General features: G+C 50.7%; 21 protein-coding genes. 6 read left to right on the top strand and 15 right to left on the bottom strand.

Annotated features, from left to right (window positions below; genetic code table 11):
• Positions 1–22: 22 nt before the first annotated feature.
• From ACO064_RS03155 to ACO064_RS03145, 3 genes are all read right to left on the bottom strand, one after another.
• On the bottom strand, positions 23–955 hold the full coding sequence (locus ACO064_RS03155; RefSeq protein ID WP_421825964.1) for an OmpA family protein: 933 nt from the start codon (positions 953–955) through the stop codon (positions 23–25).
• Between the two features lie 215 nt (positions 956–1,170).
• Entirely contained in the window at positions 1,171–3,213 is a 2,043-nt protein-coding gene (gene rho / locus ACO064_RS03150) for a transcription termination factor Rho (protein WP_421825963.1), read from the bottom strand.
• Between the two features lie 389 nt (positions 3,214–3,602).
• Positions 3,603–4,748: a mechanosensitive ion channel family protein gene (locus ACO064_RS03145; RefSeq protein WP_421825962.1), complete on the bottom strand. Its 1,146-nt coding sequence runs from the start codon at positions 4,746–4,748 to the stop codon at positions 3,603–3,605.
• Positions 4,749–4,816: 68 nt separating this feature from the next.
• On the opposite strand from ACO064_RS03145, the gene ACO064_RS03140 reads away from it, so the two are divergent.
• From ACO064_RS03140 to lptC, 3 genes are all read left to right on the top strand, one after another.
• Positions 4,817–5,548 carry a type III pantothenate kinase gene (locus tag ACO064_RS03140; RefSeq protein ID WP_421825961.1) on the top strand — a complete coding sequence of 244 codons (732 nt, stop codon included), beginning with the start codon at positions 4,817–4,819 and terminating at the stop codon, positions 5,546–5,548.
• Positions 5,532–6,818 carry a hypothetical protein gene (locus tag ACO064_RS03135; protein WP_421825960.1) on the top strand — a complete coding sequence of 429 codons (1,287 nt, stop codon included), beginning with the start codon at positions 5,532–5,534 and terminating at the stop codon, positions 6,816–6,818. Before ACO064_RS03140 ends, ACO064_RS03135 begins: the two co-directional genes overlap by 17 nt.
• A 99-nt stretch (positions 6,819–6,917) precedes the next feature.
• Entirely contained in the window at positions 6,918–7,472 is a 555-nt protein-coding gene (gene lptC / locus ACO064_RS03130; RefSeq protein WP_421825959.1) for an LPS export ABC transporter periplasmic protein LptC, read from the top strand.
• Between the two features lie 15 nt (positions 7,473–7,487).
• On the opposite strand, the gene ACO064_RS03125 is transcribed toward lptC, so the two are convergent.
• From ACO064_RS03125 to ACO064_RS03075, 11 genes are all read right to left on the bottom strand, one after another.
• Positions 7,488–7,916, bottom strand: a complete 429-nt coding sequence (locus ACO064_RS03125) for a c-type cytochrome (protein ID WP_421825958.1) — start codon at positions 7,914–7,916, stop codon at positions 7,488–7,490.
• Positions 7,913–8,560 (bottom strand): SCO family protein, encoded by a 648-nt coding sequence (locus ACO064_RS03120; RefSeq protein ID WP_421825957.1) that lies wholly within the window; start codon positions 8,558–8,560, stop codon positions 7,913–7,915. The genes ACO064_RS03125 and ACO064_RS03120 overlap by 4 nt, the downstream gene beginning before the upstream one ends.
• 72 nt (positions 8,561–8,632) lie before the next feature.
• A complete protein-coding gene (locus ACO064_RS03115; RefSeq protein ID WP_421825956.1) occupies positions 8,633–9,055 on the bottom strand; it encodes a hypothetical protein in 423 nt (140 codons plus the stop codon).
• A 37-nt stretch (positions 9,056–9,092) separates the two neighbouring features.
• Entirely contained in the window at positions 9,093–10,757 is a 1,665-nt protein-coding gene (gene recN, locus ACO064_RS03110) for a DNA repair protein RecN (protein ID WP_421825955.1), read from the bottom strand.
• 9 nt (positions 10,758–10,766) lie between these two features.
• Positions 10,767–11,009, bottom strand: a complete 243-nt coding sequence (locus tag ACO064_RS03105; protein WP_421825954.1) for a hypothetical protein — start codon at positions 11,007–11,009, stop codon at positions 10,767–10,769.
• Between the two features lie 3 nt (positions 11,010–11,012).
• The gene (locus ACO064_RS03100; RefSeq protein WP_421825953.1) at positions 11,013–11,933 is read right to left on the bottom strand and encodes a DUF4835 family protein; all 921 of its coding nucleotides are present in this window, start codon (positions 11,931–11,933) and stop codon (positions 11,013–11,015) included.
• Positions 11,930–13,150 (bottom strand): bifunctional phosphopantothenoylcysteine decarboxylase/phosphopantothenate--cysteine ligase CoaBC, encoded by a 1,221-nt coding sequence (gene coaBC / locus ACO064_RS03095; RefSeq protein ID WP_421825952.1) that lies wholly within the window; start codon positions 13,148–13,150, stop codon positions 11,930–11,932. Before coaBC ends, ACO064_RS03100 begins: the two co-directional genes overlap by 4 nt.
• Positions 13,151–13,270: 120 nt before the next feature.
• The gene (locus ACO064_RS03090) at positions 13,271–13,591 is read right to left on the bottom strand and encodes a DNA-directed RNA polymerase subunit omega (RefSeq protein WP_421825951.1); all 321 of its coding nucleotides are present in this window, start codon (positions 13,589–13,591) and stop codon (positions 13,271–13,273) included.
• 68 nt (positions 13,592–13,659) lie between these two features.
• Positions 13,660–14,544, bottom strand: coding sequence for an outer membrane protein assembly factor BamD (locus tag ACO064_RS03085; protein WP_421825950.1), 885 nt, complete (start codon positions 14,542–14,544; stop codon positions 13,660–13,662).
• Between the two features lie 142 nt (positions 14,545–14,686).
• Positions 14,687–15,328, bottom strand: coding sequence for a T9SS type A sorting domain-containing protein (locus ACO064_RS03080; RefSeq protein WP_421825949.1), 642 nt, complete (start codon positions 15,326–15,328; stop codon positions 14,687–14,689).
• Between the two features lie 188 nt (positions 15,329–15,516).
• Positions 15,517–17,631 carry an OstA-like protein gene (locus tag ACO064_RS03075; protein ID WP_421825948.1) on the bottom strand — a complete coding sequence of 705 codons (2,115 nt, stop codon included), beginning with the start codon at positions 17,629–17,631 and terminating at the stop codon, positions 15,517–15,519.
• Positions 17,632–17,792: 161 nt separating this feature from the next.
• Between ACO064_RS03075 and tilS the strand changes: the two genes are divergently transcribed.
• Together tilS and ACO064_RS03065 are read left to right on the top strand one after the other, a co-directional pair.
• Positions 17,793–19,163, top strand: a complete 1,371-nt coding sequence (gene tilS / locus ACO064_RS03070) for a tRNA lysidine(34) synthetase TilS (protein ID WP_421825947.1) — start codon at positions 17,793–17,795, stop codon at positions 19,161–19,163.
• Between the two features lie 140 nt (positions 19,164–19,303).
• On the top strand, positions 19,304–21,610 hold the full coding sequence (locus ACO064_RS03065) for an OmpA family protein (protein ID WP_421825946.1): 2,307 nt from the start codon (positions 19,304–19,306) through the stop codon (positions 21,608–21,610).
• Between the two features lie 58 nt (positions 21,611–21,668).
• Here the strand turns inward: ACO064_RS03065 and ACO064_RS03060 are convergent, their stop codons facing one another.
• Complete coding sequence (locus ACO064_RS03060) at positions 21,669–22,457, bottom strand: SDR family NAD(P)-dependent oxidoreductase (protein WP_421825945.1); 789 nt, start codon at positions 22,455–22,457, stop codon at positions 21,669–21,671.
• Positions 22,458–22,753: 296 nt separating this feature from the next.
• Here ACO064_RS03060 and ACO064_RS03055 point away from each other — a divergent pair, with 296 nt between their 5' ends.
• On the top strand, positions 22,754–24,457 hold the full coding sequence (locus ACO064_RS03055) for a sodium:solute symporter (RefSeq protein ID WP_421825944.1): 1,704 nt from the start codon (positions 22,754–22,756) through the stop codon (positions 24,455–24,457).
• The last annotated feature ends 3 nt before the right edge of the window (positions 24,458–24,460 follow it).

Raw genomic sequence — 24,460 nt, 5'->3', positions numbered from 1 at the left:
GCGTTTTTGGTAGCGGAGGACATTAGGGTTTCACAACGATCGAGGCCCGGCGGTTGGCCCGGCGACCGTCTTCGGTTTTATTGGTGCCGACGGGCTGGATTTCGCCTTTGCCCTGGACTTCCACCTGCCGGGCCGAAATACCCTCGTTCACCAATTGCATTTTTACGGCGGTGGCCCGCTTTTTAGACAGTGCCAGATTGAGTGCATCGGGGCCGACATCATCGGTATGGCCGGTAATGACCAGTTTCTGATCAGGATGCTCTTTGAGATAGGTCCGGGTCTTTTCCAGAAATTCACGGGTACCGGCGGTTTTGATGTAATCGATTCTGCCGGTGTTGAAGTACAAGTCCATGGGCTCAAAAATGGATGCAAATTTCTGACTGTCAGCTAATTTTTCTTCGGCCGGTTTGGGGGCTTTCACCAGTACTTCTTCCAGAAATGCAAACCGAATCCCGCCGTAGAGCGAATCACCGGCTGGCGTAAAGGCCAGATCGGTGGTCGATTCGCCTTGTATCGTGAAGAGCGTATCCGCTACACCCAGCGTTTTGAGATAAGTGCGGACGCTGTTGGCACGCGCTAGTCCCAGATTGGCATCAGTCGAAGGGTTTTGCTCGTTTGGATCATAGAAACCCGTCAGTTGTACGCGTTTGCCGGGGTTTGCTTTCATATAGAGTGCCAGGGAATCCAGCAAAGACTGAACGCCCGCCGGGTTGACTTCGGCCCCGGATTTGGCAAACGCCAGATGACCCGCTGACTGGAAGGATGCGGTTGTGCCATCCGCAAACTGCAAACCGGGGACTGTGAAGGCAGGAGTTGTTTTTGAATCCGCAGAAAGGGCTGACTGGGAAGTATCGTCGTCGGCGCACAATTGTTTGATGTGGCAGACGTGCCAATAGGTTGAACCGCCCATCCAGACAAGGAGCAGCACAACCCAGGGTGTTTTATTGGTGAACATGAAATAACGACGGGTTTGAAGTTTATATTCCTTCATTGAGACTCGAAAAGGGCCGTGAAGTCATGCAAACCCGAAATTATTTTTTGAGAAACGCCTTGCGCGGCTGTGTCTTTCTCAGATGCGACGGGATTGTCTGGTAACTAAAAAACCGTGTCGCGACCCTTTTGGGGTGCAACACGGTTTTTGTGTATAAAAAGAAGGACGGAAGATGAACGTTAGCGGTTCATCGACACCAGAAATTCTTCGTTGTTGCGGGTTCCGCGCATGCGGTCGAGCAGGAAGTCCATCGACTCCATCGCGTTCATATCGGCCATGTGCTTGCGAAGAATCCAGATGCGTTGCAGGGTTTCTTTGTCGAGCAGCAGGTCTTCCCGACGCGTGCCGGACGACAGAACGTCGACCGCCGGATAAACGCGCTTGTTGGACAGTTTCCGGTCGAGTTGGAGTTCCATGTTACCGGTCCCTTTGAATTCCTCGAAGATTACTTCGTCCATTTTCGAACCCGTATCAATCAGCGCCGTGGCAATGATCGTTAACGAGCCGCCAAATTCAACGTTTCGGGCGGCTCCGAAAAAACGTTTCGGCTTGTGGAGGGCGTTGGCATCGACACCACCCGACAGAATCTTCCCGGACGAAGGCACTACCGTGTTGTAGGCCCGCGCCAGACGCGTGATCGAATCGAGCAGAATAACCACATCGTGACCGCACTCAACCATCCGTTTCGCCTTTTCCAGCACCATCGAGGCCACTTTTACGTGCCGTTCGGCCTGTTCATCAAAGGTGGACGAAATGACTTCTGCGTTCACACTCCGGGCCATGTCCGTCACTTCTTCCGGGCGTTCGTCGATCAGCAGAATGATGAGATAAACTTCCGGGTGGTTTTTGGTGATGGCGTTGGCGATGTCTTTCAGCAACACGGTTTTACCGGTTTTGGGCTGGGCCACAATCATCCCCCGCTGCCCTTTTCCAATCGGCGCAAAGAGGTCTACAATCCGGGTCGAATACTGATCGGAACGGTAGCTCAGGTTCAGTTTTTCTTCCGGAAAAAGCGGAGTCAGGTATTCAAAGGGAATCCGATCGCGGATTTCTTCGGTCGTTTTGCCATTGACCGATGAAACACGAAGCAGGGCAAAATATTTTTCACCTTCTTTGGGTGGACGGATCTGACCGCGTACCGTGTCCCCGGTTTTCAGACCAAAGAGTTTAATTTGTGACGGTGATACATATATGTCGTCCGGACTGGCCAGGTAATTGTAATCGGCCGAGCGCAGGAAGCCGTAGCCACCATCGGACATAATTTCCAGAACGCCTTCGTTTTCAATAATCCCGTCAAATTCCCGAACGTGCTGGTTATACTGCCGGCGAATGCGGTTGGTATACTCATCCGGGCGCACCACGTCACGCTGCTGGCGTTCGGGTTGCTGTGCCGGGGTTTGGGTTGCTTCGGGCTGATCGGCCTGAACCGGGGTTTCCGGCGTGGCCGGGCTAACAGCGGCTACATCAGGCTGTTCGCCGTCGGCGGGTGCCGTAAAAAAGTCGTCGGTGTCGGTTTCAATCGACAGATCCAGTGCGGGTTGTTCCAGTTCTCCTTTGCGGTTGCGGAGTTGTTCCGGGCGCTGGGGTTGGTTGGGAAGTCCCTTTTTTTCATTGGATTTCTCCGCAGAAGGGGCTGCGGGAATAATATCTTCGCCCACCTCTTCGTCTTTGCGAATTCGTTGACGCACGCGCCGTGGATCGTGAGAATCTGAATTTTCGTTTCGGGCGGGGCGAATGGGGCCGGTTTGTTCCGGACCACGCCGGTTTTGCGGGCGGGTGCCTGCAGCAGCATCGGCAGGTCGGCCGTTTCGGGCCGTATTGTCGCGATTGGGCCGTACGACCGATACGCGCGGTTCTTCAGTTCGGGCTTCCGGCGTGGGGGTTGCCATTTCGGGCTGAACGGGTTCGGGAGCCGAAGCCGGCGTTTCCAGGTCAGCAGGAGCGGGTTGCGCAGCAGGAGCCGTCTCGGCTGCCGGTGTTGGTTCCGGGCGTGGACGCCGTCCACGGCGCGGGGCTTCGGCGACCACCACGGGGGTGGCTTCCGCGCTTTTGCCGTTTTCAGTGGGAGCGGGAACGGGGTCGGGGAGTAAGGATTGCTGGTCTAAAATTTTATAAACCAATTCCTTTTTGTTGAATTTACTGATGTCACGAATACTGAATGATTCAGCAATCGCTTTCAATTCTGATAAGAGTTTCAGATCGAGTTCTTCCTTATTGTACATAAAAAGCCAGAGTAAGCAAAGGGGGCTTTACTTGAAAATGTGTGAGATAATTGTCGCTACGGCAAGCCGTGGATGAATGAATCCAAATGAGGAAAAGTAGTGCTTTAATGATACGATTGATTACAAGTCAGATATTTGCTTGACCTATGCACTTGCAGCAACTGTTTAGTGTAGTAACACAACTACGCTGGTGCGTGGTAGGGTACAACAGGACAGTTTGTTCAGGTGGATTTGGCTTGCGGCCTCAGATTACATGGATAAAGGCAGAACACCTGTGATATCGGGTCAGAACCTATATGACCACAATGTTAATAGATTAATCCCGCTTTGTCAACAAGAACGACCAAAAGATGCAAATGTTTTAGAAAGTATTCAAAAGTAGCCAGGAATTATTTTTGATTTTCGAGCGGGAACTCAGCCTGTGATCGAAGATAAACGATTCTTGATGGAAATGCAAACCGTCCGCTATGTTTCTCAACAATAGCCATCAACTGATAGTTCACTTCTTCCTTTATTGCGTTAAATTCCCGGTAGTCGCTGGTCGCCACGTAATATTGAATCAGAATATCCAGCGAGTTTTCGCCAAAGGTATCAAACTGAATAAGGGGAGGAGATTGGTTAGTTTTTGGCTGGTTTTCAAGCCATTGGCGGGTATCGTCAACAATGCTCCGGAGCGTCCCGGCCGGTGTGTCGAGGGCAAGCCGGAGGTAGAACTTGGCCCGGCGCTGGCTTCGCTGGGTCAGGTTATCGAGAGACTGTGAAATCATCAGGCGGTTGGGAACGGCGATTCGGCTGCCGTCGTCGGTGCGGAGACGGGTGCTTCGGAAACCGATTTTCTCCACGGTGCCGGTAACTTGATTGGGGCCGGTTCCGGCGGTCACGGTATCGCCCGTAACAAAAGGACGATCGAGTAGAATGGCAAACGAGGCAAATAAATTTTCGAGCGTTTCGCGGGCCGCCAGGGCAATGGCCAAACCGCCGATGCCCAGACTGGTTACGAGCGCAATGACGTTGACGTCGAAAACAACACTCAGAATCGAAAAAAACGCAATCGCGGAAACGGTTAGAATCATCAGATCACGAACAAACGGCACCAGTTGGTCGTCCAGCTTCGTTTCCGTTTGTTCGGCCCGTTTCTGAAAAATCAGGCCCACGAACTTCACAAACCGGATGGCAATCCAGGCCAGCGTGATCATCAGCGTCGTCTGGTATAACCGAATCACCACCAGGCGGTAGCCAAACTCGGTGCGGGGCACAAATTCCCATTGTTCGGGAGTGGCCAGTCGGTCGAAAGCCAGAAAAAGCATGATCAGCAGAATAAGGAATTCGATCGGCTGGCGCATCAACCGAAGAAAATCGCTGATCGGAATGGAGTTGGATTCGGGCTTGACGAGCCGGTAGAAAAACCGGCTCAGCAGCATCGACAGCATGCGTTTTAACCACAAACCCAACAGAATAAGGAGAGCGAACAGGACCAGATTGCCGACGGAATTGCCCATCAACTGCTGCTCAAACCACGTTTTTACCGATTCCATGCCGCATTTTAAGCATTTTTAACACACAAGCGTGAGGAATCTGGTCTCAATTTGCAATTTTTGCAGGAATGAACATCGCCATCGACTGGGGGAACAGTGCCATCAAAGCCGGAATTTTCGAGCAGGGAAAGCCTGTGGGAGTCTATTCGCAATTATCGGTCGAGAACCTGCAAATCCTGATTCAGAATGCTCCGCCCGATGCGGTCGTCGTTTCGTCGACCAACCGCCCGGCCGACCAATTGCGGGACCAACTTTCGCTAAAACCGGGAACGTTCTGGCTGGCGGTCGATGGTTATACGCCGGTGCCGATGGAAAAGCGGTATGACACGCCCAACACGCTCGGAACCGACCGGATTGCGTCGGCTGTTGGGGCCAAAGTCCGGTTTCCAGACGATGCCTGTCTGGTGATCGATATGGGAACCTGCGTCACGTATGACTACGTCGATCAAGCTTCGGTCTTTCACGGCGGAATGATTTCTCCCGGCTTCCGTATGCGATTCCGGGCGATGCATTCGTTTACAGAAAGGTTACCGATGGTCGAGCCGGATGAGTTGAGGCCCTCGCTCTTGGGAAAAAATACCCGGCAGGCCATGCAGGCCGGGGTGGTCAATGGATTGCTGGCCGAATTGAACGGTATTATCGATGCGCATCGCCGGGAACACCCCGATGTGAAGGTACTAATCTGCGGGGGAGACGCTCCGTTTTTTGAAAGTAGCCTGAAACCACCCATCTTTGCAGTACCGGAACTGGTACTGATCGGATTGAATCGTATTTTACAACATAATGTCGACCTCTCGTAACGGATGGTATTCCGTCTTATTTACCGGCCTTTTCCTGTTTGGAACGGCTCAATTGACCGCTCAGGCACAAGGTTTAGGCAATTCTCCTTATTCTTCGCTGGGTATTGGTGAAATCTACGGCAACAGCAACGTCACCAACCTGGGCATGGGCGGCATGGGAACCGCGTATGCCAACAGTTTTTTTCTGAATAGTGTCAACCCCGCTTTGCTGGTTCGGAACCGCTACACCCTGTTTGAAGTGGGTTTGCTGGGACAAAGCAAAGGACTTACCGATGGCCGTGGACAAAAACAACAGGATTTTGGGGCCAACCTCAGTTACCTGACGTTTACCTTTCCCGTCACCCGCTATTGGTCGACGGGTATTGGCTTGCGGCCCTACAGCTACGTGGACTACCAAACCACGCAATACCAGAAAGTGCCGGGCACCATTTACGAATCCGAATACATTTACCGGGGACGGGGTGGGCTCAACAAGGCAACGTTTACCAACGGCTTTAGCCTGACCAAGAGCCTTTTCTTCGGTTTTGAAGCCGCTTTTCTTTTTGGCAACACCACCAAAGATTCCGATTCCCGCCTGCTGATTGGTGGAGATGATATTACCGTAAAGCGTTCGACACAAACGAGTTACAGCGATGTGGTGTGGCGATTTGGAGCGGCCTGGCGACCGAAACTGAAAAATGACTGGTTCCTGAACATCGGTGCCACCATCGATCCGATGACGAAATTGGGCGGCAATTCAATCGATACGTACCAGCAAATCGATGCCAGTGGCACGCAGATTTCAAATCCAGATACGGTGAGCACCCGCAGTGGCGGTTCGGTTACGCTGCCTACTCAATTCCGGGGCGGTATTGTGCTGGAAAAATCGCAAAAACTAGCGGTTGGGGTTGAGTTTGGGTACCAGCCCTGGTCGAAATTTTCGGATCTGGAGGGTAATTCTGGGAGTCTACAAGATAGTTATTCGATTGGCGCCGGGCTGGAATACACGCCGAAAACCCGATCGACGCGTTACCTGGACCTCATTCCCTACCGGTTAGGGTTCAATTATTCCAAGCTGCCGTATTCGGTAGGCGGAAAACAACCCAACGATGTAAACGTCAGTTTAGGCGTTTCGTTGCCCGTAGGCCAATACGTGAATTCGGTTAGCATCTCCCTGATCGGTGGTCAGCGGGGAACGGTTACGAATGGTCAGATTCAGGAACGGTACTTCAAAATTGGCCTGGGTCTGTCGCTCAATCAGCCCTGGTTCCAGCGGCAGAAAATCGATTAACCGATGGTTTCACTGCGTAGCCTTGCCGTTTAGTCAAAGCTGCGAACCAGGGCCCTCAGACTTTCGTTCTAAGAGTTGGAATGATTCACACTGAAAACCATGATGAGTAAGTACATTTTTCGGGCCATCCTTTTGGGCCTGTTTGGGAGTGCCTTGATGAGTTGTACGGAAGAACCGGCTGCGAAAAAATCAAAACCGTATACCGGCCCGCTGGAAGAAATCAACGACGTTCAGATTCTGTACAGCGAAATGGGGCTGTTGAAGGTCAAGATGAAAACGCCCTTGCAGTACAAGTACCAATCCAACGACCGCGTTTACCCCAAAACCGTCAACATCGAGTTCTATGGTCCCGATCAGCAGATCGAGACCACCTTGCGGGCGGATTCGGGCCGCTACGTGCAAGCCCAGAATTATTACCGCGTCATGGGGAATGTGGTGGTGGTCAACAAGAAAAAAAATCAGGAACTCTACACGCCGGAACTCAACTGGAACCCGACCACCAAGAAGGTTTACACCGAAAAAAAGGTCAAAATTCTGAGCAAAAACTCAAACGAACGGCTGGAAGGGGTGGGCCTGGACACGGATCAAACGTTCTCCCACTATTTTATTCGAAAACCGTCAGGAGTCTTCCAGATGTCGGGCAGTGGGAATTAATGCTGAATCACCCGCTTAGCGTTGACGCTGCACCCGACACGTATCCAGCACTTTGCTGGCTTCCTTTACATCCGTAATCACGGTTTCTCCGCCCCACTTGTTGTAAATATAAGTCGTAATTTCCGCCACGTCGATGTCGGTTAATTGCGGATTGGCGGGCATCGGCCGGTTGAATCGCCGACCATTCACCACAATGGGTTCGTTCTGCCCATATCGAATCAGACAGATGACCTTTTCTTTGTTTTTCAGGTAGTCGGACCCGTTGATGGGCGGGTACAGCGCTTCAAGACCCTTACCGTCAGTTTGGTGGCAATTGGCACAATGTTCGGTGTAAAGCTGGTAGCCCTCCACAAAATATTTCTCCTGCTTTAACTCCTCCTGGCTCTGGCAAGCGGTTTGGAAAAGAAGCGGTACGAGCAAACATCCCAGCGTTCGTCTTCTCATTTCGTTTTATATTCGGCGAGTAACCGGTCGATGTCCGCCATCAGTTTGTCTGCACCTTCTTCCGTGGTGCCGTCATACATGCCCCGAACGTGTTTCTCTTTGTCTACCAGCACAAAGTGACCACTGTGAAGAAGACCGCCTGGCGCTCCGGCGTCTTCCTGAGCCACCACCATATAACTCTTGCCGGTTTTAAAAATCTCTTCTTTCGGGCCGGTTGCAAATTGCCACTGCGATCCGGTGATGCCCAGACTGGTCGCAAACTCTTTCAGCACCGCCGGGGTGTCGTGTTTCGGATCGATGGTGTATGACAGCAACATCACGTCCGGATTGTTCCTGAATTGGTCGTAAACCCGTTTCATCTGGGTTTTCATCTTCGGGCAAATCGTCGGGCAGGTGATGAAGAAGAAGTCGGCAACGTAGATCTTTCCATCAAAGGTTTTATCCGTTACCGGCAGGCTGTCCTGATTGGTAAACTGGAAACCCGGTATCTGATAATAGGCCGTATCCGTGACGGTTTTACCGTCTACTTCTTTCGTGATGACATCCCGTTCGCCCATGATGGGCAACCGGGATTCGGTGGATGAGCAAGCCGCTAAAAAAAGGAAAACGGCCAGCGACAGGCTGCTTTTTAGCACTGAATACATTCTGAAATTTAGTTTAATTGCAAAAAACCAGACAGCAAAGGGGCCTACTCAATCAACAGCCCGCGTCCGGAATTAGTTACCCAGAAATTTCTTCGCCTGTGTCATTCCGCTGTTTATTTTGGCTTTCACCTCACTGATTTTCTTCAATTCCAGATCCAGGTATGCTTTTGCCTGCGTTTCATCCATGCCTTTGACGGTATCGGCGTTGTAATGATTCATCCAGGCAAACATCAGGCTGTCGGTTTCGGTCAGGTTTTTATTGATAGTCAGGCCTTCTTCCTGACGGGCCTTGACGCTGGCTGAAGCGGGTGTGATTTTGGAAAGACTATCAATTTGATGGCTTATTTTTTCCTTCAAATCCATCAGATCATCGGTGCGGGGCATGATCTCGTCATGAACGACCATAACCTGGTCCTGCATTTGTTCAATACTTTTTTTATCGTTGGATGACTGACAACCCGCCAGTGCAACAAGGCAAATCACTAGTTTTTTCATGGTATTGATGGCGTATTTTAAATCGGTGGGTTTTCATTCAGGACGACGCTTTCTGCGAAAGCAGTTCTTTCGCATTTTTCAGGACACTGGCCGACGGATTGTTTCCGCCGATCATCTGGGCGATTTCCTGAACCCGTTCGTTAAAACTAAGTTTTTTCACCCGGCTCACGGTACGATTGCCGGAATTGTCTTTATACACAAAGTAATGGGCTTTGCCCTGTGCGGCAATCTGGTGCAGGTGTGTAATGGCGATGATCTGGTGGCTGTGTGCCATATCGCGCATCATGTTTCCCATTTTGATCGCAATTTCGCCGGAGACGCCCGTATCAATTTCGTCAAAGATAATCGTCGGCAGCGAACGTTTGCTGGCCAGAATGTATTTAATCGCCATCATTAACCGGGAAAATTCACCCCCTGAAGCGACATTTTTCAATTGCTGGTTCTTGACGCCTTTGTTGGCACTGAACAGGAAAGAAACCGTATCGACACCCGTGTCGGTCGGCTTGCCGGTGTCCTGGCTGATCTTTAACGAGGCATTCGGCATGCCCAGGTCGGCCAGCAGACTGCCCACCCGCTCCTCAATCTCGGGGTTTGCTTCCCGGCGGGAGGCCGAAAGCGCATCGGCACTCGTCATGAGTTGCTCAAAAGCCGCTTCACTTTCGGCTTTGGCCAATGCCAGTTCGGCATCGGAATTCAGAATTTTACTAACTTTTTTCTCCAGATCCGCCTGAATAACCAGCAGTTCGGCGACGGTTTTTACCGCGTGTTTGGTTTGTAACTGATAAATAAGATTCAGTCGTTCCCGAATGACCTCGACCCGCGCATCATTGGTCTCGATGTTGTCTTCTTCGGTGTTTATTTCATTGGCGAGGTCACGCAGTTCGATCAGGGCACTTTGCGCCCGGTCCCGAAGCTGGCTGAACCGGTCCGTCAGGCGGGTGACGTAGTTCAGGTTGTTAACCACATTTTTGAGGTAAACGACGACCGATTGCTCCGCATTGTCGAGGTAATCAGACGAGAGCTGAAGCCGCTCTTTGATGTCTTCGGCATTTTCCAGAATCGTGAGTTCCTGTTCCAGCAACTCCTGTTCGTCGGCTTGCAACTCCAGTTTGTGAAGTTCTTCGTACAGGAAACTGTTGTAATCAAACTCCTTTTTCATGGTTGCCGTTTCGGTCAGCAGGCGCTCGTAAGCTTCCTGTTTGAGTCGATACGTGCGGTAATCGATGCGGTATTGGCGCAACAGGGCGTCGTTTTGGGCGTAGGTATCGACGATTTCCAGTTGGTATTCATTTGATCCCAGCAGAATGGAATCGTGCTGCGAATGAATGTCCATTAAATGGCTCGTCACCCGCCGGAGAATATCGAGCGTCACTGGTGTGTCGTTCACAAAAGCGCGGGATTTTCCACTCGGGCTAATCTCCCGCCGAACCACGCAGGTTGAATCGTAATCGAGGTCAGCCTCTTCAAATAAATTCTCGATGAGGTAGCCTGATACCTTGAAAAAACCTTCGATTACGCATTTTTCGTCCGGATTGTAGAGTGCCTTGGTGTCGGCCCGATTACCCATCAGCAAACCAATGGCACCCAGCATGATGGATTTTCCCGCCCCCGTTTCACCCGTAATGGTGTTCAGGGCGGTATCGGGATCCATTTCCAGATGTTCAATCAGGGCGTAGTTTTTAATCAGTAAATGCGAAAGCATGGTAAGAGTCTAAAAAGGAGCTTTTTCATCCAGGATGACTTCATCAACCGTTTGGATCAGGACCGTATGACCGTGGCCAATGTTGTCTCGAATCGATAATTCAGACCCCCGGATGTCGATCAGCCGACCGTGTAAGGTTCGCCCGTCAAGGAAAACCACATTGATTTCGGCATTTACGAGTCCGGTGGCCGATTCGGATGTCCACTGGTTAAGAAGCTCCGTAGCCCGAATGCGAATTAAACGTTTACCCATGAATTATCTGAGTAACTTCCGGTAAACTTCTGTTTTGGCCGGGTCGAGGGTGGAAAGAAGCGTGAAGGCCTTTTGCCGTTCATCGCGCGGCCCTTCGTTCATGATGTTAAAGAGTTCTTCGCCCTTGGCGTCAAAAAATGTGTTGATCACCACGGAATTGAGCCGCTGCTGGCTGACCTGCTGGAGGGTCGATAAAACGCCTAAAACCTGCTGGCGCGCTCCCGCAGGGTTGGTTGTGAAGGTATCCAACGCCTGGCGGTGGTAGGTATACAAGGCTTCGTGGTAGGGAATAAACTGCTGGCTTTGCAGATTTTCGATCAGCCAGTATCGGTTTCGAATGTCCCCCTTGGCCGCCCACGCCCCGCCGGCGTCGGCCCGTTGATTGGCCAGGGTCATCACATTATAGGCCCGTTGAAAAAACGGTTTCCCGCCCTGCTTGCTGAACGTATTGTAATCGACACCCAGCATGATGAGCGCGTGAAAAGCAAGCAAAGACGTTAATTCACTGGAATTGGTATTTTCGTTAAAAAACATTGCATCGTTCGGGCGGTAAGGGAAATCAAACGAATTGTCGATGTAACGCAGCGTAACGGTTTCATAATTAGTGCCATATACGGGGCGGGTGACAATGACCTGCGCACGACCCTGGTAAACATTCTGAGCGGGAACTTTCAGAATATCAATGATCAGTTTACAGTTGATGCGTTCTTCCGGATTGAACGCATCGGTCGTCCAACGGCGGGTATTGATGAAATCCGTAATGAAACTCTGAAGCTGGGGGAAAACCTGACGGTCGGTGATTTGGGTCGACTGCGCCTGGTTGAAATTCACCGTTACCTGGCAATTGAGTTCCTGGGCCAGACCGGTTTGGGTCGACAGGCCGATGAATACCGCAACACTTCGTAATAAGGATTGAAATTTCATACCATCGATAGCTGTTCCTGAACGAGATTGAGCAAATCTTCGGCCACTTTGTCCTTCGATTTCAGATCAAATTCATACATCCGCTCGTCTTTGTCAATAACGGTAATTTTGTTGGTATCGTGCCCAAAACCGGCTCCCGGATCGCGCAAAGAATTCAGAACGATCAGATCGAAATTTTTGGCCCGAAGTTTTCCCAGCGCATTGGCCAGTTCATCGTTGGTTTCCAGTGCAAAACCGACTGTAATCTGATCCGGGCGTTTCTGCTGTCCCAGGGTGGCGGCAATATCGACGGTTTTGGTCATTTCCAACCCAAAAACCGCTTCCTTTTTCTTGATTTTCTGGTCGGCGGGTTGCAATGGGGTGTAATCGGCCACAGCGGCTGCCAGCACCACCACGTGCGCTTTCGGAAATTCTTCCGCCGTTGCTTCAAACATTTCCCGGGCCGAGCGTACCGCTATGCGCCGGATGGTTGGATCGGGGAGGGGTTGCACCGTGGGGCCGCTGACGAGCGTAACGTCGGCTCCGGCCTGGGCAAAAGCGCGGGCAATGGCATAGCCCATTTTGCCGCTCGAATGGTTGCTGATAAAGCGAACCGGGTCGATGGGTTCCTGCGTAGGTCCCGCGGTAATCAGTATTCGTTTGTGTCTGAAAACCGGGCGGTGGGCAAAATGTCGTTCCAGTTCATTCACAATGTGTTCCGGTTCTGCCAGCCGGCCTTCGCCCACCAGTCCGCTCGCCAGTTCGCCGTGTTCGGCCTGAATGAGGTGATTGCCAAAGGATTCCAGCCGCCGGAGGTTTTCCAGGGTCGTAGGGTGGCGGTACATGTCCAGATCCATGGCGGGTGCCAGAAAAACCGGGCATTTCGCCGACAGATACACCGCCGACAGCAAATCATCACAAAACCCGTGGGCCAATTTCGCCAGCGTGTGTGCCGACACCGGTGCAATGACCAGCAAATCGGCCCAAAGAGCCAGTTCGACGTGGTTGTTCCACTGCCCTTCGCCCTGCCCGCCAACCTGGATGAACTCCGAAAAAACGGGTCGTTTCGACAGCGTGGCCAGCGTCAGGGGCGTAATGAAGTCTTTGGCTGCGGATGTCATGACCACCTGCACTTCGGCTCCCGACTTGATCAAAAGCCGGATCAGCAGGGCGGCTTTATACGCAGCGATGCTCCCCGTTACACCCAGCAGAATTTTTTTTCCGGTCAATTGGGACATGATAAACAGGATAAACAAAACGAACCGAAGAAGCACAAAGGACACAGAGAGAGGTCGCCGGTGCGATTTTCTCCGTGGTCTCTGTGCTTTTCCGGTTCGTTTTAAATCTAATGCAGAGAATTACAGCGAGCTATTCGTGTCTTCTTCAACCGTGCGCCATTGCAGTTTCCCTTCCAGGAACTCGTCTGTTGCCACCGTGGTCGGTTTAGGAAGACGTTCGTAGTATTTTGAAATTTCAATCTGCTCCCGGTTTTCGAACACTTCTTCCAGGTTGTCGACAGCCGAGGCAAATTCTGAAAGCTTGTTGCTCAGTTCTTCTTTCATTTTGCTCGAAATCTGCCGCGCCCGTTTTGAAATGATCGATACTGATTCGTACAGATTACCCGTTGCTGCCGCAATTTTATCGGTATCGCGGGTGATGATCGAAGGATTATTTGCCATAGTTTTTTGGTTTTCTATTCTCAAATTTCAGCCACCGAACGCTGGTGAATTCGGCCCGCCGGTATTGTTTAATTGGCCGTTGTCGCCGTGACTTTGGCCGGTTTTTGTTGCTGATTCAATTTCTCTTTTTCCTGATTAGCAATGGTTTCCAGTTCTTTACGGCTGTCTTCATACATCCGTTCGGCTTTTTTTAGATCCGGGCTTTTCGGGAATTTGTCCACCAATGCCAGATAATAGGTCACCACTTCCTGGTGTCGCTCCTTCAGTTTGTCGGCAAAACTATTTTTAGCCAGGTTGTACTGCGCATCCACGCGCAGGTAGGCCAGTTCTTCATTGTATTTCGAATCCGGGTATTCGCGGAGAAAATTGGTAATGGAAACCACCGACGACCGGTAATTGGCAATGTTGGCGGAACTGGTTTTGTAGTATTGTTTGGCTTTATCGTAGGCCTTCAGTTCCAGTTTATCGCGTAGAACGGCGATGTACTGCGTGCATTCCTGCCGGAAAGGGCTCTGCGGGTGGGCATTGATAAAATCCTGCAAAGCGGCCATGGCCGTCAGCGTATTAGATTGATCCAGGTTGTAGTTCGGCGAATCTTTATACAGCGAAAGGGCGTAGAAATACATCGCTTCGTGGGCGTAATCGCTTCGGGCAAAGGTTTCGTAAAATTGCTTGAAGTGAAACGATGACAACTGGTAGTTTTGCTGCTGGTATTCGCAGTGAGCCCGGTAGAACTGCGCCATTTCCGATTCCGTGCTTCCTTTCAGAATGGGAATCAGTTCTTCAAACAACAGACCCGCCCGGTAAAATTCGCCCTTTTTAAAATACGTGACGGCCGCCTGATACTTCTGATCATCCGTACCCGTTTTCTGTAATTTCTGAAATGGGCTGCATGACGTAATCATCACCAACAACACAACCGCTAATGTACCTGCTTTCAAACAATGCTGCATAAGGATGCAAAATTAATAAAAATCTCTGTAAGACTAACGATCATTCCCCGTAAATAGTGCTGACGTTGAGGGTACTGTCTGGCAAAAAAATAAGCAGTAAACAGAAAAACTGCCTACTGCCTATCAAACTTTACATTAACAATCATTGATGACTGACCATTAACTTTTTGGTTGCAATTTTCTGTCCTTCCAGAGACAGTTGATAAAAGTACATACCGGAATTCATTTCGCTGGTTGCGATCCGAATTTTTCGCTCGTTTCGGTCCAGTACATACTCTTTCACCGGAGCGCCTAACACATTGTAGAAGATGAGCTTAGCGTCTTTTACGCCACCAAATATCTGGTAATCAATTTCGGCTCTTTCGTTGGCTGGATTCGGGTAAATATTCGAAACCGTGATCCGTTCATTGGCATACATCCAATCATCTACTTTCCGGGTTTCTTCCGCCGACACGCGGGCTTCAGGGGTTGAAAGGTTGCCGGTATCCGAACTGGCGTTGCGAGCCGGGGTTTTACCCGCCGAAGTCTGTAAAAGCTGGTTGCGGTAAAATTGGTTGATGGCGGTATTTTTCTGAGCAGTGACGCCACGATCCAGACTGGAAACGCTGGGGTGCTTCAGGAAAGGGAAGTTGCGGGAGTGAATCACACGACTCGTCGGTGCGGGTTTTTGCCCCAACTCCAACCGGCTTTTGGGCTTGCTGCTATCGCTCTGAGCCATCAGGCTCTGCGATACCAGAAGTGCCAATCCGGTTAACCAGGCATATAAACGTACAGGTTGTTTCATATAATTTCATTCGGTAACTGGGTGGATATAATACCCCATCACAAACATATTTAAAAAAACGAGAAAGTCAACGACCACTTCCTCAAAAAATTGCAATTCAAACTCTTTTTTGTCAGTTAGAACCGGATGATACCCCAAAGGTTTAAAACAGATTCAAAAAATTATTTTGTAAACCGCTGGAGACCCAATCAGTTACCGGTTTTCCGAACCGGTTTTTTATTGAGTTCTTTTTCCAGATCGCTCTCTTCCAACGGCGCTGGTGTGGTACGAAGCGCCGGTTTTGTAATGGTATTTTTCAAGGTTTCTGTCGATAAACTGTCCACCGGTTTCGCTTGCTTCTCCGTACTGACAACGGTCGGTTTTTTTGATTCGACAGCCATCACTTTTTTTGGTTTCGTTACCTCAGGTGTCGTTTTTACCGGTATAGGGTTTACGGCTTCGGTGGTCGCGCTATCAACGGGCTGAACGGCCGCCGTTTTCACTTTTTCCAGTTCTTTTTTCGGTTCAACCGTCGGAACGGGTGCCGGTTTGTTCACCGAAACGGCTTCTTTGACGGGTGCGGTTCCAACAGAATTTTCTGTTGTTTTCCGGATCATCCCCTTCATCTTCGATTCACTTACGGGAATCTCCCGTTTGGTCGTCGCCGACGTTTCGGGTAAAATGGGAGCTGCCGCTTTTTTGACGTTTTTTGCACTTAAAACGGTTGCTGAGGCTGGCGTCGTTGGTTCCGGTAATCCCAGAATCCGGGCTTTGGTTGGCTTTTCGGCCATCCGCCAGTTAAAACCGTCCAGTTGTTTGTCGGCTTCCTTCAATTCCTGGGGAGGAACCAGTTTGGAGTCCGGTTGTCCGTAAAAGCTAATTTTATTAACCTTCCGGTCTGCAAACCGGATCGTCATTTTACTGCACAATACCCGGTTCATCCCCACCATTTTATTGTTGTCATCGACGGCGAAATACAGACTCTCCCCGTTGCCTTCAACCACCACATGATCGATGTCGGAGCGGTCTCTTGGCTTGTCATACGCAAAATAACTGGTCAGCGTCCGGCCTTTCACCTGGTTAAAGTTGAGCAGGGTATCTTGTGATATGACGAAAGAATGGCCCCGAAGTAACATTTTATGGATGCGATTATTTTTCATCAATGCCGTTATCGAGTCACCTTCCATCTGATAATTTGTGCTCCAGACAATGGGATCTTTGAAAAAGTAGATGGTCGAGTCTGCGGTTTCATACACGATTGAGTCACATTTACTTTGCAAATCATTCTTGAAAACCAGCACATTCCGCTGCCCGATCAACCGACGGTATGTTGAATCCGTGTTGATCCTCCCCTTTTTGTATTTCGGATTCGGTAGTTCAAACGACCAGAGCGTGTCGGCCCGCATGAACAAGGTATCCGAACTCGAAATGCTTTTGACCAGGGCGTGCCCAATCATGCGGGCTACACCGGCTTTTCGATTGTATCGACCGAAATCGCCCGTCAAAATCGTTTGATCTCCCTTCGCAAACAGAACGACGTTGCCACGGGCGGTATAATAATCATTGGCATTATTCCCGAACAGCGTATCACCCGTCAGCGTATATTTCTCCGTTTCAATCGTGGCCCGGCGCTGGAAGTTCGACAGGCGCGAGACGGTATTGTAATCGCCGTCTTTGGCCAGCAGCGTTCCTTCCTTGCTCACAATTTTGGTTGGCCCCTGAAACGTAGCAATCTTGCTCAACGAGTTGTAAAGCAACGAATCAGCGGTCAGGGTATACTGTGGATTGACCAGTTTGACATTCTCATGAAACGTAAACAGTTTCGTCTGCGTATTGTAATAGCCTTCCCGACTCGTCAGAATGTTCTCCCGGTCAACAATCCGGCCCTTTACCGGATAATGAGCTATTCCGTTGGCCATGTCATAATCCAGCCGGCGGGTGGTCAAAGTCATTTTACGGTCTTTCAACACCACCGTCCGACCCGTGACGTTGGCTTGTCGGCTGGCCCCGTAATAGAACAAGGTATCCCCTCTGACACTCAGCGTATCGCCCTGAATCATCCGCACATTGCCGTAGGCTTCAATGACGTTGGTGGTCAGGTTCTGAACCGCCCGGTCGCAAAACATCAGCGTATTTTTGTGCAGAAGCTCGACGTTACCGGTCAGTTTACGAATCTCTTCGGTTCCCGATTGCACGCCTTCCAGTTGGTCGGCCCGTTTCAGAATCACAATATCGGTTGCGCCACCCGCTGCCGGACTGCCAATCTGGGCGTTTGCTGAACCGGCCAGCAAAAACAGAAGCACTACCAGAAGCTTGTAACTCATTCTATGGCTATAGACGCTCGTTTTATTCAAAGGGTTGCGATGCATGGAAAAAAATCTTCTGAATCATCTGAACTGGGATTACGCGGATTAAATGATTAACTAGGAATCCTTTTCTTATTTACCGACGTAACGGCATTTCAGACCATTTTGGATACAAAATTATGGCTTTAGCGCAAAACCGGGCGATAGAACGCCAGTTTTTAAGCTTTATTAACACAGAACAACTTTTTAGCCAAACTGATTGCATCCTGCTGACGGTTAGTGGCGGGCTGGATTCGGTGGTGATGGCGGAGTTGTTTCGAACGGCGGGTCTTCAATACGTGATCGCTCACGTCAATTTTCAGTTGCGCGGGACCGAATCCGATGAGGATGAAGCCTTTGTGAGAGCCCTGGCGGAGCAGCATAGCGTCCGGTTTCATACCACTCGTTTACCGGCAAAGCAGCAGGCCGAAGAGCAGGGGATTTCGACCCAAATGGCGGCCCGGCACCTGCGGTATGCGTGGTTTGAACAACTGGCTGACGAGTTTGGCTACGCCCGAATTGCGACGGCTCACCACCAGGATGATGTTTTGGAAACGATCCTGATCAACCTCGTTCGGGGTACGGGCCTGACCGGGTTGCGGGGAATTCCCATCCGGCAGGGACGCATCATCCGGCCGCTGTGGTTTGCTGATCGTGAAACCATTGGCGACTATGCGCGGGAAAAGGACTTGGTTTGGCGCGAAGACAGTTCCAATGTGTCCGACAAATACCGTCGAAACCGCCTTCGCCATCAGGTGATTCCCATTCTGAAAGAGATGAATCCCAGCCTGTTGCAAACCCTGCAAACCACCGTTGCGCGCTTGCAATCAGCGGACCAATTGCTTGCAGAGGAAATGCGCCGGTCGTGGGAGGAGATGGCCGAAAACCGTCCGGAAGGCGTCTTTCTTTCGCTTCAACAACTCCTCAACCAGCGGGAGTGGGTGTTTCGGTTGTCCGAATGGCTGAAACCATACGGTTTTCAGTATGTTCAGATTGCCCCGCTTGCTGAAGCCGTTCGGGCCGATGGGTTTGGGCAAAAGTTCCAGTCGGCTACCCATCAGGTGCTTCGCGACCGTGACTATTTGGTGATTTCATCATTACAAGCAGTTGCCAATCAGGAGATTCGATTAGTTGAGCTGCCGTCTGGCGATCTGTCAGTTTCTGACCACTTTTCTTTGCGGTTCGAAATCATTGCGTCTTTAAACGGTTTTCAGATTCCGTCAAATCACGAGATCGCCTGTCTGGATGCCGACCGGATTTCCTGGCCGTTGGTCATCCGGCGCTGGCAAACCGGTGATCGCTTCCAGCCGCTGGGTATGAAAGGCAAACAGTCGGTTGGCAATTTTCTCACCAACCAGAAAGTCTCCCTGACCGACCGGCGTTCTGCCTGGGTCATTGTGGCGGGTGATGCCATCGCCTGGCTCATTGGATACCGGCCCGACGACCGGTTTCGGGTCACCGATCAGACCCGGAAAATTCTGAAAATTGAGCGTCGGCTTGTCGGTCAATAACCCTTTTATTCTTCAAAAACCGTCTCTGTTTTTTGCCCACGATTACGGTGGAATGCGATTTTAGTATATTTTAATGTGATGTACAAGCAATTTTTGGCACTTGTTTTGATGCTCCATCCGGGTAACCCTTTCCATTCCTTATGAAATTTGTTCGACTTTTCCTGCTGAGTGCCATCCTGAGTGTCGTGGCGTTTGCCGTCCAGGCGCAAAGTGCACGACTGAAAGCGGCTAACAAACAGTTTGAGAATCTGGCCTATGTGAATGCGGCCCGGGCGTATGAGGATTTTTTGCGGCTCGATAAAAAGAAAGACCCCGCCGAAGTGCAGGAGGCTTACACCAAACTGGCCTATAGTTATCGCGCGTTGCAGGATACGAAAAATGCCGAACGAATCTACGCCGATTTGATTCGGGAATTCCCCGAAACTGACTCCAAAAATTACCTCTACTACGCACAGGCACTGGCCGCCAATGGTAAATACCGCGATTCGCAAAAACTTTATAGCAAATACGGAGAAAAGCAGAATGAGGACGTGCGGGGCCGGAAATTCACGGTTTCCTACATGGACATGAGCCGGTTTTTTCAGGATTCTTCTTCCTATAAAGTTGAATTTCTGCCGGTCAACTCCCGCCAGGCCGATTTTAGCCCCATGTATTACCAGAACGGCCTGGCCTTTGTATCAGCACGCGACGAAACGGGACCGGTCAAACGGGTTTTTGGCTGGAATCAAACCCCGTTTCTGGACTTGTATTTTTATCCCGATACGGCAGAATTGCAAAATAACGCGGAACTCGCGGCCCGGGCGGCTTCGCTGGGCGGAAGTAATGCGACGGCTGACGCGGTTGAGGTAGCACCTGTGGAGGAAAAGTCGCTTTCTAAAACCGAATTATTCAGCCGGACGCTCAACACGAAATACCACGAGGGACCGATGACGTTTTTCAAAGACCAGAGCCGGATCATTTTCACCCGCAACAACACAGTAAAAGGGAAAGGCGGAAAAAGTAACGATGGCATCCGGAAACTGAAACTATACATCGCTGAAAACAATAAAGGGAGTTGGCAGAAGGTTGAGGAACTTCCGTTTTGCAGCAATGATTATTCGGTCGGACATCCGGCTTTATCACCGGATGATACCAAATTGTATTTTGTGTCGGATATGCCGGGCGGTTTTGGCGGAACCGATCTTTATGTGGTCGAGTTCAGGGACGGGCAGTGGTCGCCGCCGGTAAACATGGGCAAGGAAATCAATACGGAAGGTAACGAGATGTTTCCGTTTGTTGACGAAAACAGCAATCTCTATTTCTCCTCGGACGGCCACGAAGGCTTGGGCGGTCTCGATCTGTTTTATGCCGAACTGCGGGAAGGAATCGCTTTTAAAGGTGTTCAGAACATGGGGTATCCGATTAATTCTGAAAAGGATGATTTTGGCCTGATTACCACCAGAAACCGGACGTCCGGTTATTTCAGCAGCAATCGGAAACGGGGGGTTAGTGACGACAATATTTACAGTTTCCGCCGAACCTGTAAGCAACTGAACATTTTTGTGTACGATGCCAAAACAAGCGAGCCCATTGCCGTGGCGGATGTTCGGGTGATCAAAGCCGGGGTGAATCAGGATTTACGCTTTACCGGGGTCGATGGCAAAACCGGCTTTTGTCTCGATGCCAACGTCGATTATGAATTTAAGGCCATCAAGGAAGGGTATTCGCCCAACAGCATCCGGTTTTCGACCATGACACAGTCGGAAAGACCGGTGATGACGGTGTCGATTTATCTGGAAAAAAGTGAAAATACGCTGGTGAAAGGAACGGTGAAAACCGAAGTAAACCAGCAACCCGCTCCGGGCGTAACGGTGACTTTGCGGAACGATAAAGACAAATCGGAACAGCAGGTTGTGACCGGAACGGATGGGAAATATGAATTTGAGATGAAACCGGGGGCTCCCTACACGCTGACAACCCAGAAAAACCGCTATACGGCCAACAGCGAACAGATCCCGAAAATGAAGGCCGGAAAAAATCCCAAACTGATTGAAAAGCAGCAGGGAATCTACGGTGAGGGCGATGTATTTGAGCTGAAGAACATCTATTACGACTACAACAAGTTTTTCATCCGCCCGGATGCCGCCCGGGAGCTAGACCATTTAGCCGCGCTTTTGAAAAAATACCCGGAAATGAAAATTGAACTTCGGTCGCACACCGACAGCCGCGCCAACGATGCTTACAACCTGCAATTGTCGACTTACCGGGCCAGAGCCACGGTCGATTATCTGGTTAACCATGGGATAGACCCTTCAAGGCTGGATGCTCAGGGGTATGGTGAAACCGAAATCCTGAATGGCTGTACGGATGATGTAGCCTGTCCCGAAAGTAAACACCAGAAAAACCGAAGAACGGAGTTCAAGATTGTGTCGGTTCAGGGCAATCGTCCCGAAGCGGTTGGAAAGTAAAGGTTAATGGTGTAATGCCTGTTTTCGGATATTCGGAAGGGGGTAACCCAATCATGTTTCAAATCAACGTTCCGCCATCCGCGTGGAACAGACTGCCTGTACAATACGCCGATGCGTCGGATGCGAGAAAGAGGGCCAGGGGGCTGATTTCGTCGGTGGTTCCCATGCGGGCGATGGGCAAACGGTGGGTGAAATGGGCCAGAATCGCTTCGTCCTGCCAGAGCGCCTGACTAAATTTGGTTTTAATCAAACCGGGGCAGATGGCGTTGACACGGATGTGGTCGGGTCCCCATTCTTTCGCCAGAACTTTGGTCAGCATGTTCAGACCCGCTTTGCTGACGCTATACATGCCCAAACCGGGGTCGGGCGTTTCGCCGGCAATGCTGCTCATCATGATGATGCTGCCTCCGCCCCGGGCTTTCATAATGGGGTACACCATTTTACTCAGCTCAAAAGGAGCCTTGACGTTCACCTGCATGATTTTATCGAAAGCCGTCAGATCACAGTCGATGGTTGGTCCGAAAATGGGATTGGTAGCCGCGTTGTTGACCAGAATGTCGATGCCGCCGTATACCGACACGGTTTTGTCGACGAGGTGCCGAAGCTGGTCCTGGTCACCGGCATGGGCGGCAATGCCGCAGGCTTCTCCACCTTCTTCCCGGATTTTGGCAACAACGCCGTCAAGGCTGCTTTGCCGACGGCTGCTAATCACGACTTTGGCTCCAAACCGGGCGAAAATGCGGGCAATGGCCTCGCCGATTCCTTTGCTGGCTCCCGTGATCAGTGCCACTTTGCCGTCCAAACCAAAAACGGATTTCTCTGCGTCATTTCCGGGTAGTTTTGCCATATTTGACCGTATCTTGTGGGGTGATCGAGGAAAGTCTGTCTGCAAACTATCTTTAAAATTGAATAATTCAAAAACAAGGTAGGATAGTTTTAATGATTGGATGGGTAAGTTGTATACGAGAGATTTGCCTATTTTCGTTGCCATAAAGAAGAAAGAACCAACCACCGTTCTGCAATGACCCAAAACTCTACGGATTTACCTCCCTTCGTGCGTTCCTGGCGCCAGTTATACAGCATTGTCATTGGCAGTTTGCTGCTCGAAATAATCTTGTTTTACGGATTTATGCGGTATTTTTCATGAGCAGTCTCGATTGGCTCATCCTGGCCGGCACACTGGCAATTATCATTGTTTATGGGGTGGTTCGTAGCCGGGGAAATCGCAATATGGGCGACTATCTGCTGGCCAACCAGTCATTGCCGTGGTACCACGTTTGCCTGTCTGTGATGGCCACCCAGGCCAGTGCCATTACTTTTCTCTCCACGCCGGGGCAGGCCTTTACGGACGGCATGCGGTTTGTTCAGTTTTACTTCGGCTTGCCGCTGGCGATGGTGGTGCTGGCCGTCACGTTCGTTCCCATTTTTCACCGGCTGAAAGTTTTTACTGCCTACGAGTATCTCGAATCCCGGTTCGACGCCCGGGTTCGCGTTTTTACGGCTTTGCTATTCCTGCTGCAGCGCGGGTTATCGACGGGCCTTTCCATCTACGCGCCGTCCATCATTCTGTCGACCATTCTGGGGTGGAACATCTTCTGGACCAACATCATCATGGGCGGCATTGTGCTGGTGTATACCGTGACGGGTGGGGCCAAAGCCATTTCTTACACCCACCTCCAGCAAATGCTGATTGTGACGGTGGCCATGTTTATTGCGGGCTGGATGACGGTCCATCTGCTTCCGGCGGATGTCGGTTTTATGGATGCCCTGGAAGTGGCCGGAAAAGCCGGGCGGCTCAATACCATCGACCTCAAATTCGACCCCGATAGCCGCTATAACCTCTGGTCAGGACTGATTGGCGGTTTTTTTCTACAGCTTTCTTATTTCGGTACCGATCAGTCGCAGGTGGGACGGTATTTAACCGGGCAATCGATTGGCCAAAGCCGACTGGGGCTGCTGGCCAACGGGATGTTGAAAGTTCCGATGCAGTTCCTGATCCTTCTGGTGGGCGTATTGGTCTTTGTATTTTACCAGTTCAACCCCTCGCCGGTTTTTTTCAATAAAGTAGAAACCGATCAACTGCTGAAAAGTCAATATGCGGATCAATACCGGCAGTTGGAAACGGAACACCAGACCATTGCGGCCCGTCGCCAAAAGGCGGTTTTGACATTAAATAAGGCACTTTCTGAAGAAAACGACGCTTCCGTTGAGCAAACCAAGGCGATGATTCTGAAAACCGATGAGGAAGCCAAAGCGGTGAAAGGGCAGGTGGTCGATCTCATTAAAAAGAACAATCCGGTGGGCGATACGAGTGACGTCAATTATGTTTTTCTCCGTTTCGTTCTCGACTTTCTGCCCCACGGTTTGATTGGGTTGCTGATTGCCGTTATTTTCAGCGCTTCGATGGGGTCGATTGCCGCGGCCTACAGCTCGCTCGCATCCACCACCGTGGTCGATATTTACAAACGGCTATTTTGCAAAGACTATTCCGATGGGCATTACTTGAAGGCGTCCAAGGTGGCGACCATCATTTGGGGGGTGTTCTGCATCATTGTGGCCCAATTTGCCAGCAAATTAGGGAGCATGATCGAAGCCGTCAATATCCTGGGGTCGCTCTTCTACGGCGTTATTCTGGGGATATTTCTGGTGGCTTTTTACGTCAAATCCATAGGCGGGAAGGCCACCTTCTGGGCTGCGGTGATTACGGAGGGGCTCGTCGTCTGGTGCTGGCTGGCTGAACTGACCGCATTTTTGTGGTTGAATGTGATCGGTTGCGTCCTGTTAATCGGGATTGCCTGGGTATTGGAACAGGTGATGCCTTTAAAGAAAACGGCGACTCCCTCTTAATTT

It is taken from the genome of Larkinella sp. (assembly GCF_965227735.1).
GTDB lineage: Bacteria > Bacteroidota > Bacteroidia > Cytophagales > Spirosomataceae > Larkinella.
The sequence above is the reverse complement of the archived record's forward strand: the minus strand, read 5'-3'. Positions and strand labels throughout refer to the sequence as shown.